The following is a 12,231-nucleotide window of genomic DNA, read 5'->3' on the forward strand; positions in this document are numbered from 1 at the left end:
CCGGATGCGCGATGCTCGCCGTGGTCGTCACGTCAGAGCGCCCAGTCGCCGCCGACTGCCTCGGTCGTCTCCTCGACGACGTCGACGACGGTGCTCCTCGCTCGATCGGGAGGCACGACACGTCCGGCCGGGTCGTTCCCACAAGCGGTGAGTGCGAGTGACGCACCCACGAGGACCAGAGCGACGGTGGTGGTCCTCCTGCTCGGCGATCGAGGCCGGGTCACTCTTCGCGACGCAGTTCCTTGACGTCGCCGTCCGAGCACTTCGAAATGCCGGTCATGGTGTAGCCCCGTGGGTACGCGTCGAAGCCCACCGTGGTGACGGGACCGCCCCTTCCGTTCACGCCGGTCAAGGGGTCCGCGCTCCCGCTCTGGAAGCGCTCGGTCGTGATCCCCTTGCTCCTCCAAAGCCTCTCCACGGTGCGGATGTCCGCAGCCGGCGCAGGATCATCGGCGCCTTCCCGCTCGAGGATGTACACGAAGTGTGCGCCCTCTCCGCCGCCGGGCTGCTCGCAGACCTCAGCAGCGGGACCTCGGTACAGCGTCCACACACCGCCCACCGCACGGGTCGACTCCTCCACGAGGTCGACGATCGTCTCCTTCGCATCCGACGGATCGGTGGTGTTGCCGCTGCAGCCGCTCACGGTCAGTGCCGTCGTCACGAGGAGCGCAAGGCCGGCACACGTTCGTGTGTGCATCACTCTGGCTGCCGGAGGTCCTTCACGTTCCCAGAGGAGCACTTCGAGACGCCGGTGACGCTGTAGCGCTGCGGGTAGGCGTTGAAGCCCACCGAGGTCACGGGACCACCGACGCCACGGACGCCGGTGAGCGGGTCGGCTCCGCCGCTGGCGAAACGCTCGGTCGTGATCCCCTTGCTCTTCCAGAGCGCTTCGATGGTGGCGATGTCGGTCTCAGGAGCCGAACCGTCCGCCCCGGCCCGCTCGAGGATGTAGACGAAGCGAGCGCCTTCCTCGCCGTTGGACTGCTCGCACACCTCGGCATCGGGACCGCGGTACAGCGTCCAGTCGCCACCGACGGCGTCGGTCGACTCCTTGACGATGTCGACGATCGACTTCTCCGCGTCGGAAGGATCCACGGTGCTGCCTCCAGGGTCTGTTCGACAGCCGGTCAAGCTCAGAGCCGCTGTCAGGATGAGTGCGACGCCTGCGATCGAGTGAGCGAGGCGTCGGGTCGGATGGTTCACGGTCACAATGTCCACTGTGGGTTCTCCAAGAGGGACTGCTGGAACGCGGTCGGCCCCTTGGGCGGGTCGTCCGTCATACGCTCAGGGTGGCCGGTCGTGGCGAAGCCCAGGTTCATCAGCGACTCGGTGTTGAGGTCGAGGTACCCGTGGTCGTCGGGGGCGTGCGTGCCGTGGTCTTCGACGGCGTTGAGCGGACCGTTCTCCGTCTCCCCATCGGTACCGAAGGTGGTGGCGCCGAAGTCTGGATCGGTCGGGTCCTGACCATGCTCAGCGCTGAGGCGCCCCGTCCAGGCCCACTGATCGCCCTTCTCCAGCTCGATCAACCACACGTCCTGCGCTTGACCGCTGTAGACGTGATCGGCGTTGAGGTCGCTGGCCTCGTCGACCTCGTTCGGCAGGCCGGCCGAACCGACCGTCGAGAACGTGTCGACATGGACACCGCTCTGCGTGAGCGCGTACGCCGACGCGGTCGAGCCGTAGGAGTGCGCGACGACGTTCGTCGTCGGGGCGTCGCCGGCGCGGACGGCGTCGAGGCCGCGGATGGACGCGGCGAGGTTGTCGCCGCCGGCCTCGGCGTACTCACTCCCGAGCACGCCGAAGTCCCATTCTCCGGAGATGACGGGCTTCGGGGGTGAGTCGTAGCCCATCCAGCTGATGACGGCGCGGTTCGCGGGCCCGGTGTCCGCTTGTTGGTCGTAGAGGTGCTGCGCCGAGTCCGTCCACTCGCTCATCCCGGTCGTGTCCGAACCCATCCCGGGCACCGCCCAGGTGACGTTGTCAGCGGTGTCGAGATCGCCGATCGACACTGCGGCCAACGGCGGGTGGTCCTCCGTCAGGGAGATGAGGAAGCGTTCTCCGCCCTTGCCGCCCTTCGCGTCGGTCAGTGACGTCCGGATGTCCTCGAGTGCGTCGAGGTCCGTCGCGGCCTTCCCCCACGCCGTCCCGTTGTCGTAGGCGATGGTGTTCCGGAGGGCTGCCACTTCCTCTTCCGCCGCAGCGATGCGGGCTTTGAGCACGACTCGGTTGGCCGTGTCCCGCGCCCAGTAGTCGACGCCCTCCAGGTTCCCCAGCCGACTGAGCACCGGGATGGGCAGGGCCTTGATGTCGTCCTCGTCGGCCTTCGAGTAGCCGAGCTTCACCCAGAGTGCTGCGACCTCCGCCGGGGACAGGTCGGGATCGAGCATCTGCTCGAACGCCGCCGGGAGTTCGGTGGCAGCGGAGATGTCGAGCGTCGCGTTCGAGAGCGATCCGTGACCGCCCGCGCGTTCGAAGGCATCGGCGATGCGTTCCGCCCACGCGGCGTCCTCGCCGTTCTCCTCGAGCAACCGGTCGAAGCCGGTCAGGAAGGTGGCCGATTCGATCCGCGCCCATCCGCACGATCCCGTGAAGCCGTGCCACGCGCTCCGCAGCGTGGTCAGCTTCTCGTCAGCGCCCCGGTCCAGCCCGCGGTAGGCACTCGCGAAGGACCGCAGGTGGTCGGGGTCGGCCGAGCTCTTCCCTCCGAACGTCCCGTCCCCGGTGCGGGTCCGCCCTCGTGCCGAGAACGACGCCGAGATGCTCGGCGGCGCGATCGGTGTCTCCGACGGCTTGAAGTCGAAGCCCGTCCCCCCGGGCACCCCGAAGACGCCGAGGGGCGATCCGGCAGCCGAGCGGTCCCGCTCGTCCTGCCGGACCTGCCATGCGGCCAGGTCGGCTTCGCGCTCGCGTTCCCGCTTCGCCGCTGCGGTCACCTCGTTCACCTGGTCGCCCAGGTCGTCGAGCACGGACGCGAGTTTCGGCCGGTCCTCGGCTTCGATCCGGGCTGACTCCTCGAACCGGGTCGCGTAGGCGCCGGAGAAGTCGTTCGTACCCTGCTCGACGGCAGACCGACGGCCAGCGGCTTGCCCGCGGAGCTTCTCGGCAGCTGCCGTCGACGCCTTCACGAGTGCGTCCGCTGCCGCCTCGTCGTACTGGATGTCCCCCATGGTGTCCTTCCCCCTGCGGCCCTCGCGAGCCCACATCCAGGACTGTACCCATCTCGATGACCGGCGTCACGGGTCGCGGTGCACTCCTCCGGTGCAGCCGGCTGTCCGGCCGAGGACGCCGAGTCCCAGGGTGATGGAGATCAGTGTGGGGGTGCCGCCGGAGACGGCCGCACCGCCTGTACCGGCGGTGCGGATGTGGAGCCGGCAGACGCGGAGAAGTCGATCGTCAGCATCGTCGATGAGACGACGAGGAGCGTCGGCGGCCACTGGACGGTGTACAGCGAACCGACCGCTGAATCGTGCGCCCAAGCAGCCGACGACGGCCTGACCTACACGTACATCCTCATGCAGGACGCGCCGCCGACTGATCCGGCGGAGGCTGTCGCCGCGGTTGAGCAGCTGTGGAAGGACGAGGGCATCACGACTCAGCGGTACCAGACGGGAGCCGCGGACCCGATCCTCGGTGTCCGCGGCCGTGGCGGCCCTGTGACGTCGATGGACTTCCTCGCAGACGGCCGCCGCTTCAGCGTCGTCGGTGTCTCGGAGTGCGCCGAGGGCAGCGCGGTCGAAGAGCGGAAACGACGGAGCACGTCGTCTCCGACGCCGTGACCCAACCGGACGCAGCGAGCCGGGGTGCGTCACCCGGGTGACCCGGTTCCGGACGGGAGGCGCGGACCGGCGCCGGCCCGCGCCTCCCGTCCGGCGGTCCCGCCGCCACCGCGCCCACGCGACCCGAACACGGGACTGGCGCCGCCACTGGTCGCGCACTTGACTCGTTCCAGGGCACCCCGCCCTGCCACGACCAGGAAGGCCGACCGTGCGCACACTCGTCTACACCAGCACGCAGACCCGACCGATCTCGGACTCCGAACTCGCGCAGATCCTGGCAGTGGGACGCGAGAAGAACACCCGGCTCGGCATCACCGGCATGCTCGCGCACCGCGACGCCAACTGCATCGGCATCATCGAGGGCGAGGACGACGTCGTCCACGAGCGCCTCGAGCAGATCCGCCTCGACCCGCGCCACACCAACGTCCGGGTGCTCTGCGACGACCCGGTGCAGCAGCGCTCGTTCCCGGACTGGTCGATGGCGTTCCAGCCCCTCGACCCGCTGATGCGCGAGGTCCCGGGCTTCAGCGACCTGTTCGACACGCAGCGGCCGACGGACGCGGAGTTCGGCGCGTCCCGGGCCCGCGCGCTGCTGGAGTGGTTCCGCAAGCACCCGCTCGCTCCGCTGACGAGCCAGGACTCGGCGGACGCCGAAGCCCCGCGCACGCGGGTCCTGAACGGCGCGATCGCGGTGCTGCACGACGCCGGCACGGTCGCCTTCTCCACCGAGGCGGTCGCCGAGCGGTGCGGCATGCGCGTCGCCGAGATCGAGGGGCTCTTCCCGAACCGGCACGCCCTGCTCGCCGCGACCGTCGAGCGCTGGAGCCTGGCGGTCTCGGCGCCGCTCCTGCCGATGATCACCGAGCGCGGCACGGTCGCGTACATGCACGCGCTGCTCGCCGCGCACGTCGAGGAGCCGGGCCTGATGCGTCTGCTCGCCTCGATCCTCGGCGCTGCCACGGACCCGACCGTCGACGGTGCCGACTACTACCGGTCGGCGTACCTGCAGTTCCGGCAGACGATCCGGACGGCGCTCGCCGCGGACGTCCGCGACGGCCGCGAGCCCGCCACGATGGACCCGGAGCGGGGTGCGCAGCAGCTCCTGGCGCTCTACGACGGGCTCCGGCTGCAGGCACTGCTGACGCCGGACACGGACCCGGTCGACGCGTTCGACCGTGCGGCCGCCCGGATGCGCCGCGGCTGGTCCGAGCAGTACGAGCAGCCCACGTACTGGGACATCCCGGTCGCCCCCACCCGCTGAGCGCCGGCCAGCAGGCCGACGGAACGGTCTAGCCGTGGAGTGGGGGCGGTGGAGCGCTCCCGGTTCCGCCATGATGGCTCCAGGGCGCGGACCGGGTATCTGCGCTCTGCTCTCTCACCCAGGGTGGTGAGCCGGCCGTCTGGTCGCCTTCGGGTGGTGATCAGGCGGCCGAACGCGTTCGTCCGGGGACCGGCACTTGTCCGCCGTTCGTCCGACTGCGGAGCATGTCGGATCGGGTCTAGCGTCGCGACGGTGCGGCAACGGGGCCGCACCGGTCATGAATCGAGCATCATGCAACGACGGATGAGAAGTCTCGTCGCCCTCGCCGTGAGTGCCGGCGTCGTGGGGGCGCTGGTCCCGGCGATCTCGGCCCAGGCGGTCACGACGAGCGACACCCCGGACTTCGGCAGCAGTGTCAAGGTCTACAGCCCTTCGACGCCGACCTCGACGATCCAGGCGGACGTCGACGCCGCGTTCAACTCGCAGCTGCGCAGCACCACCGCACAGTTCGGATCGCAGCGGTACGCCTTCATGTTCAAGCCCGGCAACTACGGCCGGGTGTGGGCGAACCTGGGGTTCTACACCTCGGTCGCAGGCCTCGGGAAGAACCCCGACGACGTCACGATCAACGGCGCGGTCAACGTGGACTCGGGGTGGAACGCCGGCGACGAGTCGAACGCCACGCAGAACTTCTGGCGTTCGGTCGAGAACCTGGCGATCGTGCCCGAGGGCGGCACCGACCGCTGGGCGGTGTCGCAGGCGGCCCCGATGCGCCGGGTGCACATCAAGGGCAACCTCACGATGGGCCCCTCGAACCAGGACGGCGGCCAGGGCTACTCGTCCGGCGGCTACATCGCGGACAGCAAGGTCGACGGCACCGTCACCTCGGGCTCGCAGCAGCAGTGGTACACCCGCAACTCCACGCTCGGCTCGTGGCAGGGCGGCAACTGGAACATGACGTTCTCGGGCGTGCAGGGTGCGCCGGCGAACGACTTCTCGAAGAGCTACACCACGCTCGCCACCACGCCGACGACCCGCGAGAAGCCGTACCTGTACATCGACTCGTCGAACAAGTACCACGTCTTCGTGCCGTCGCTCAAGCAGAACTCGAGCGGTGTCACCTGGCCGAACACCGGCGGCACCGACATCCCGATGCGGAACTTCTACGTCGCGCACCCGGGCGACTCGGCGGCGACCATCAACAGTGCGCTGGCGCAGGGGCTCAACCTGTTCTTCACGCCCGGCACCTACCAGCTCGACTCCGCGCTGAACGTCACGCGGGCCGACACGGTCGTCACCGGCATCGGCTTCCCGACGCTCGTCCCGACGCGGGGCAACGCCGTGCTGACCTCGTCCGACGTCGCCGGCGTGAACGTCTCGAACCTCGTCGTCGACGCCGGATCGCAGAACAGCGCGCAGCTGCTCCGTCTCGGCACCAGCGGGTCGCACGTCGACCACGCGGCCGACCCGCAGAGCATCCAGGACGTGTTCTTCCGCGTCGGCTCGAGCATCCAGGGCAGGGCGACGACGACGCTGCAGGTGAACGCCGACGACACCCTCGTCGACCACATCTGGGCCTGGCGCGCCGACCACGGCGGGGCCGCCACGGGCTGGACGGTCAACACCGGCGCGACCGGTGTCGAGGTGAACGGCAACGACGTCCTGGCCACCGGCCTCTTCGTCGAGCACTACCAGAAGTACGAAGTGCAGTGGAACGGCGACAACGGCCGGACGATCTTCTTCCAGAACGAGATGCCGTACGACGTGCCGGACAACGCCTCGTGGCAGAGCCCGACCGGAGCCGGGTACGCGGCCTACAAGGTGGCGTCGACCGTCACCAAGCACGAGATCTGGGGCGGTGGCGTCTACTGCTTCTTCAACACGAACAAGTCGGTGCACGCCGACCGCGCCTTCGAGGTCCCGCAGACGGCCGGCGTGAAGGCGCACGGCCTGGTCACGGTGTCCCTCGGTGACGTCGGCACCATCTCGAGCGTCATCAACGGCGTCGGCGGTGCCGTCCCCACCCCGGCGGGCAACACCGCGCCGAACCGGGTGGCCAGCTACAACTGACCGCGGTCGTGACGCGACCACCTGACGGACGGGAGGCCCGGTGCCAGCTGGCACCGGGCCTCTCGTCCGTCTCGTGGTGCGTCGGTCAGGACTGCTTCGACGACCGCGGCAGGAACGTCCCGTCCCGCAGCGACTGTTCGATCTGCTCGAGCGAGCGCCCCTTCGTCTCCGGTACCCGCAGGAACACGAGCACCCACCCGAGCACGTTGAGGGCTGCGTAGACGAGCATCGTGCCGCCGAGCCCGATCCATCCGGTCAGCGTCAGCGCGGTCGAGGTCACGAGCAGGTCGGCGCCCCACAGCACCATCGCGTGCAGGCTCGTCGCCGCGGCACGCACCCGCAGCGGGTACATCTCGGAGCCGATCAGCCATCCGACGACCTGGATGCCGCCGGCCTGGAAGAACATGAACAGCAGGATCAGCACGATCGTCAGCACGGGGGAGGGCTTGCCGCCCTGCACGAAGAACAGCACGCCGAAGGCACCGATGCTCAGTGCGGCTCCCGGCAGCATGACGAGCGTCAGCCGTCGGCGGCCGACCCGGTCGACGATCCGCGACCCGACGAAGGTCATCAGCAGGTAGACGACCCCGACGCCGACGTTGGCCCAGAGCGAGTAGACGTGCGGGAAGCCCGCGTCCGTCAGGATCGTCGGCGTGTAGTAGATCATCATCTCGAGGCCGGTCAGCTGCGTGAACGCGGCCACGATCAGGCCCGCCACGAGCGCGGGACGGACCCAGGGCTTCCGGAGCTGCGCCCACTGCCCCGAGCGCGAGTCCGGTTCGGCGTCGTCGAGTCGGCGGATCTCGTCGAGTTCGTCCTCGGCTGCCCGGTGCGTCGGCCGCAACCACCGCAGCACCTGGCGCGCCGGCCCGACGCGGTCCTGGGACACGAACCACCGCGGGCTCTCCGGCAACCGCAGCATCCCGAGCAGCAGCACGATCGCGGGGGCCGCGGCGACGCCGATCATGAACCGCCACGACACGACACCGTTGAGCATCACCCCGACGAGCGCCGCGGCCAGGATCCCGACGCCGATCGCGCAGTTGAACACCGTCACCAGGCTCCCGCGCCGCGGACCCGGCGCGATCTCGGCGATGTACGTCGGGATCGTCTGCGTCGACCCGCCCACCGCCAGGCCGAGGAACAGCCGGCTGAGCACGAGGAAGACCGGGCTCGGCGACACCGCGGCGAACAGGACGCCGAGGATGAAGACCGCGGCGATGAGCAGGATCGTGCGACGTCGGCCGATCCGTGCCGAGACCGGACCGGTCAGGAAGGCGCCCAGGATCGCGCCGACGAGGATCGACGCGGTGATGAACTCCTTGACGGCCGAGCCGATCGAGAACTCCTTGCCGATCTCGATGAGGGTGCCCGAGATCACGCCCGTGTCGTACCCGTAGAGCAGCCCGCCGAGTGCGGCGATGAACGCGACGCGGGTGACGTGGTGCCGCGTGGTGCGGGCCTGCTCCGCACCGCCGTCGTCGTCCGGGACCGTCGGAGGGACACCGGCGACCTGGTCCTCGGTGCTTGTCGTGTTCGTCATCTGCGCCCTCCACCTCGCCGCCTCCGGCACGCGCCGGACCGGCGGTCACGCTAGACGGGACGCGGCGAGCGGACGAGGAGCTTGTACGGATCGCGCCGTGCCGGGCACGTCCGGGTGCAGCGCAGTGGCGGGTGGACGGACGGGAGGCTCCCCACCAGCTGATGGAGCGCCTCCCGTCCGTCGTCGCGCGCGATCCGTCAGGGCTGCAGCGCCTCGAGGTCCTCGAGTAGGGACGGGTGCGTCGGCTCCCACCCGAGCGCCTGCCGGGTGTGCGCGCTGGACGACGGCTGGTCCATGGCGAAGATCGGCCCGAACGGCCCGAACGTGTCGTCCGGCACGGACTCGACCGGCAGGCCGAGGCGACGACCGACCACGGTCGCGATGTCGATGACCCGGTCGCCCTCGTCGGCGACGGCGTGCCAGGCGGTGCCGCCGGGTGCGGACTCGAGCGCGAGCCGGAAGAGCGCAGCGGCGTCGCGGGCGTGCACGGCGGGCCAGCGCTGCTGGCCGTCACCCGGGTACCCGGCGACCCCGGTCCTCCGCGCGGCCTGCGTGAGCAGCCCGGCGAACCCGCCCTGCCCGTCCTCGTGGACCGTGCGGGGCATCCGGACGGCGGAGGTGCGGACGCCCTGCGACGACAGTGCGAGCAGGTCGTTGACGGCGACCGCGCGGCTCGCGACGGGCCCCTCGATCGGCAGCGGGTCGGCCTCGGTCGAGGCACGTCCGTTCACCGACGGGGTGCCCGAGACGGTGACGAGCGGCTTGTCCGTCCCGATCAGTGCGGCACCGAGGGTCGCCATCGCCTCACGTTCCTCGGTCAGTCCCTGCTCGAGTGCGTCGGCGCTGCCGTAGTCGCGGCTGAACGCGAGGCTGATGACCCCTTCGGTGCGGGTGGCGCCGTCACGCAAGACGTCGAGATCGCTGAGGGAGCCGCGCAGGGCCTCGGCACCGGCGGTCTCGAGGGCGGTGGCGGAGGCATCGGAGCGGGCGAGCCCGAGGACGGTGTGGCCGTGGGCGAGCAGCTCGGCGACGACGGCGGTGCCGATCGTGCCGGTGCCACCGGTGACGAAGACGTGCATGGGGACTCCTCGAGTCGAGTGATGGGACATGTGTACCGTCACTGTAGACCCGCGATGGGACAATTGTCCCATCGGCTAGGATCGGACCATGGCGCGATGGGAACCAGGGGCACGGGATCGACTCGTCATCGCCGCCGTCGACCTGTTCACTGAGCAGGGCTACGACGCGACGACCGTGACGGAGATCGCCGAGCGTGCCGGTGTCACGAAGAGCACCTTCTTCCGGCACTTCCCCGACAAGCGGGAGCTGCTCGTCGCCGGGCAGGAGACCCTGAGCCGCCTGCTCGCCGAAGGGATCACCGGGGCCCCGGCCGACGCGAGCCCGCTGGAGGCCGTCGCCGCCGGACTCGAACGGGCCTCCGGCGAGATGGGTCCCCGGAACCGCGAACTCGGGCCACGACTGAAGGCCGCCGTCGCAGCGAGCACCGAACTGCAGGAGCGCGACGCGTTGAAGAGCGTCGGCATGGCGGCCGCGATGACGACCGCGCTGCTCGAGCGTGGGGTACCCGAGACGACCGCGCACCTGGCCAGCGAGATGGGGGTACTGGCGTTCAAGCAGGGCTACGCCCGCTGGTCGGAGGGCGAGCGGAGCGACGACGACGGGCTGGCACGCCACGCGCTCGAGGTCCTGCAGGAGCTCCGGGCCGCGACGGCGGCGCTCGGCTGATCCCAGCCACGGCTCAGTCGCGGACGACGACGCCCTGCCGCAGCATGTCGCGCGCCACCCGAGAGCGCGGGATCACCCACAGCGCACTCCACAGCGCGAGGCCGACCCACAGCCCGAGCAGCAGCAGTGTGATCACGGTGCCGTGCTGGTCGCGCATCGACCACGTCATCGCACTCCAGAACACGGCGAGCACGATCTTGCCCCAGCCGGCGGTCTGCTGGTCGGCCTGGGCCTGCAGCCGCGGGACCCAGATCTCGGCGGGCACCCCGCTCGGGACGTGCCGCTCGGTCACCCAGCGCTCGACCATCACGACGTTCTCGTAGCCGCCGTCGACCCGCCACGACCGGAGCTGCAACCAGCCGGCGACCGCGGCACCGACCAGGGCTGCGGGCAGTCCGACGGACACGAGCACCTGCGGCGTCGCGGTCCGGAACGACGACAGGACGAGCATGGTGAACACGAGCGCGAAGCCCGCACCCGCCGCCGCACTGCCGAGCAGCCGGAGCCGCCCGGCTTCGTCGACCTCACCGATGCCGTGCACGCTCCGACCGTACCCGCGTGGACGGACGTGCCGCCGGTCGCCGGGGCAACGCACAGGAGGCCCGTCACCGGTCTCGTGGAGCGGTGACGGGCCTCCCGTCTGTGTCGTGCTCGCGCGTCTGTGTCGTGCTCGCGCCCGGAGCGGTCAGTCTCCGGCGTTGATGAGTCCGAGCCAGCGGCCGAAGCCAGTCGGTTCGTCGTCCTGCAGTCGGAACTGCGGGTGCTGGGCCACGTCGGTGCGCTGGCCTGGGGTGCGGTCGTCGTCGATCACGGCGGACTCCTTTCGTCGAGGTGATGATCTGTACACGCGGGGCCCTGCGCGCATTCCCGCTCCGATGCGGTTCACGGGGTACGTCCAGCGGAGAGGCCGGTGTCCCGGCGAGACGTCGCGATCGGGCCGGGACGCCGCCGATCCCTGCGGCGTCTCGGCGGCCTCGGTGCGTTCCGCACAGACGGGGGCGTCTCGCAGTGGCACGACCGGCCGGGCGATCGGGGGACAAGCCCGCGGAGGCGCTGGACCCGCAACCCCGCCGTGCTGGTAGTCCTGGGGGATCGGCTGCGCCCCGTGGCCGAGGACGAGGTGGGACCCCATGGCCGACGCGAGGACCTACGACGACTCCGGGTACTGGTACCCCGACCGCTCGACGAAGACCGGCGTGGAACTCCTCAACGCGATGCGCCGCTACCGGTCCGCCGAGGTCGCCATGCGGCAGCGCACCCGCGACACCATGCAGCTCGGCCCGACCGACATGGCCGCCGTCCGCCACCTGCTCCAGGCCCGGCAGCGCGGCACCGTGGTGAAGCCGACCGGCCTGGCGGCGCACCTCGGGATCACGACCGCGTCGACCACGGCCCTGGTGAAGCGACTCGTCGCCGCCGGCCACGTCGAACGCCGCGCCGACCCGAGCGACGGCCGCGGGTTCGTGCTCGTCGCCACCGACAACGGCGACGACACCGTCCGGTCGCACCTGACCGGGGTCCACGCCCGGATGATCGCAGCGGCGGACCGGCTGTCGGCCACGACCCTCACGGAGATGAGCGCGTTCTTCGAGGAGATGACCGCCGCGATGGACGACGCAGCGACCGGCGACCTCGTGCCCGACGACGCCCGCAGCGCCGGGGCCGAGGCGCTGCCCGCACACCACTGACCCCGGCGCCGGGTGACGCTGCTCGGTCCACCCCGCGAAAGCGACACTTGTGCGCCTGCGGTCCGCGCTGATCTGTCGCTTTCGCGGGCAAGTGCGGCACCGCCCGCGAAAGCGACAGATCAGCGCGGACCGCAGGCGCACAAGTGT

The 12,231-nt window shown here is 70.5% G+C and carries 12 protein-coding genes; 5 read left to right on the top strand and 7 right to left on the bottom strand.

What is annotated here, in order from left to right:
* Positions 1 to 220: 220 nt before the first annotated feature.
* The 3 genes from DEJ24_RS02065 to DEJ24_RS02075 form a co-directional block, all read right to left on the bottom strand.
* Positions 221 to 661, bottom strand: coding sequence for a hypothetical protein (locus DEJ24_RS02065; protein ID WP_146245919.1), 441 nt, complete (start codon positions 659 to 661; stop codon positions 221 to 223).
* A gap of 35 nt (positions 662 to 696) precedes the next feature.
* Positions 697 to 1,095 carry a hypothetical protein gene (locus DEJ24_RS02070; RefSeq protein WP_111077060.1) on the bottom strand — a complete coding sequence of 133 codons (399 nt, stop codon included), beginning with the start codon at positions 1,093 to 1,095 and terminating at the stop codon, positions 697 to 699.
* Positions 1,096 to 1,205: 110 nt separating this feature from the next.
* Positions 1,206 to 3,167 carry an alpha/beta hydrolase gene (locus tag DEJ24_RS02075; protein WP_181436496.1) on the bottom strand — a complete coding sequence of 654 codons (1,962 nt, stop codon included), beginning with the start codon at positions 3,165 to 3,167 and terminating at the stop codon, positions 1,206 to 1,208.
* Between the two features lie 78 nt (positions 3,168 to 3,245).
* Between DEJ24_RS02075 and DEJ24_RS02080 the strand changes: the two genes are divergently transcribed.
* The 3 genes from DEJ24_RS02080 to DEJ24_RS02090 all read left to right on the top strand — a co-directional run bounded on the left by DEJ24_RS02080 (position 3,246) and on the right by DEJ24_RS02090 (position 7,107).
* The gene (locus DEJ24_RS02080; RefSeq protein ID WP_146245920.1) at positions 3,246 to 3,776 is read left to right on the top strand and encodes a hypothetical protein; all 531 of its coding nucleotides are present in this window, start codon (positions 3,246 to 3,248) and stop codon (positions 3,774 to 3,776) included.
* A 208-nt stretch (positions 3,777 to 3,984) separates the two neighbouring features.
* Positions 3,985 to 5,037 carry a BLUF domain-containing protein gene (locus tag DEJ24_RS02085; protein WP_111077063.1) on the top strand — a complete coding sequence of 351 codons (1,053 nt, stop codon included), beginning with the start codon at positions 3,985 to 3,987 and terminating at the stop codon, positions 5,035 to 5,037.
* Positions 5,038 to 5,340: 303 nt separating this feature from the next.
* Positions 5,341 to 7,107: a hypothetical protein gene (locus DEJ24_RS02090; RefSeq protein ID WP_111077064.1), complete on the top strand. Its 1,767-nt coding sequence runs from the start codon at positions 5,341 to 5,343 to the stop codon at positions 7,105 to 7,107.
* Between the two features lie 85 nt (positions 7,108 to 7,192).
* Here the strand turns inward: DEJ24_RS02090 and DEJ24_RS02095 are convergent, their stop codons facing one another.
* Both DEJ24_RS02095 and DEJ24_RS02100 read right to left on the bottom strand, forming a co-directional pair.
* Positions 7,193 to 8,650 carry a sugar porter family MFS transporter gene (locus tag DEJ24_RS02095; RefSeq protein WP_111077065.1) on the bottom strand — a complete coding sequence of 486 codons (1,458 nt, stop codon included), beginning with the start codon at positions 8,648 to 8,650 and terminating at the stop codon, positions 7,193 to 7,195.
* A gap of 197 nt (positions 8,651 to 8,847) precedes the next feature.
* Positions 8,848 to 9,729: an SDR family oxidoreductase gene (locus DEJ24_RS02100; RefSeq protein WP_111077066.1), complete on the bottom strand. Its 882-nt coding sequence runs from the start codon at positions 9,727 to 9,729 to the stop codon at positions 8,848 to 8,850.
* An 88-nt stretch (positions 9,730 to 9,817) separates the two neighbouring features.
* On the opposite strand from DEJ24_RS02100, the gene DEJ24_RS02105 reads away from it, so the two are divergent.
* On the top strand, positions 9,818 to 10,396 hold the full coding sequence (locus DEJ24_RS02105) for a TetR/AcrR family transcriptional regulator (protein WP_110902812.1): 579 nt from the start codon (positions 9,818 to 9,820) through the stop codon (positions 10,394 to 10,396).
* 13 nt (positions 10,397 to 10,409) lie between these two features.
* Here the strand turns inward: DEJ24_RS02105 and DEJ24_RS02110 are convergent, their stop codons facing one another.
* Together DEJ24_RS02110 and DEJ24_RS17155 are read right to left on the bottom strand one after the other, a co-directional pair.
* A complete protein-coding gene (locus DEJ24_RS02110) occupies positions 10,410 to 10,937 on the bottom strand; it encodes a hypothetical protein (protein ID WP_111077067.1) in 528 nt (175 codons plus the stop codon).
* 144 nt (positions 10,938 to 11,081) lie between these two features.
* Positions 11,082 to 11,207, bottom strand: a complete 126-nt coding sequence (locus DEJ24_RS17155; RefSeq protein ID WP_258366233.1) for a hypothetical protein — start codon at positions 11,205 to 11,207, stop codon at positions 11,082 to 11,084.
* A 319-nt stretch (positions 11,208 to 11,526) separates the two neighbouring features.
* Here DEJ24_RS17155 and DEJ24_RS02115 point away from each other — a divergent pair, with 319 nt between their 5' ends.
* On the top strand, positions 11,527 to 12,084 hold the full coding sequence (locus tag DEJ24_RS02115) for a MarR family winged helix-turn-helix transcriptional regulator (RefSeq protein WP_111077068.1): 558 nt from the start codon (positions 11,527 to 11,529) through the stop codon (positions 12,082 to 12,084).
* Positions 12,085 to 12,231: the final 147 nt, after the last annotated feature.

Source organism: Curtobacterium sp. MCPF17_001, assembly GCF_003234615.1.
Lineage (GTDB): Bacteria > Actinomycetota > Actinomycetes > Actinomycetales > Microbacteriaceae > Curtobacterium.

Excerpts from the sequence above, each read along its gene's own strand:
- DEJ24_RS02075 (WP_181436496.1), bottom strand. The coding sequence starts at position 3,167 with ATGGGGGACATCCAGTACGACGAGGCGGCAGCGGACGCACTCGTGAAG.
- DEJ24_RS02105 (WP_110902812.1), top strand. The coding sequence starts at position 9,818 with ATGGCGCGATGGGAACCAGGGGCACGGGATCGACTCGTCATCGCCGCC.
- DEJ24_RS02100 (WP_111077066.1), bottom strand. The coding sequence starts at position 9,729 with ATGCACGTCTTCGTCACCGGTGGCACCGGCACGATCGGCACCGCCGTC.
- DEJ24_RS02095 (WP_111077065.1), bottom strand. The coding sequence starts at position 8,650 with ATGACGAACACGACAAGCACCGAGGACCAGGTCGCCGGTGTCCCTCCG.
- DEJ24_RS02115 (WP_111077068.1), top strand. The coding sequence starts at position 11,527 with ATGGCCGACGCGAGGACCTACGACGACTCCGGGTACTGGTACCCCGAC.
- DEJ24_RS02090 (WP_111077064.1), top strand. The coding sequence starts at position 5,341 with ATGAGAAGTCTCGTCGCCCTCGCCGTGAGTGCCGGCGTCGTGGGGGCG.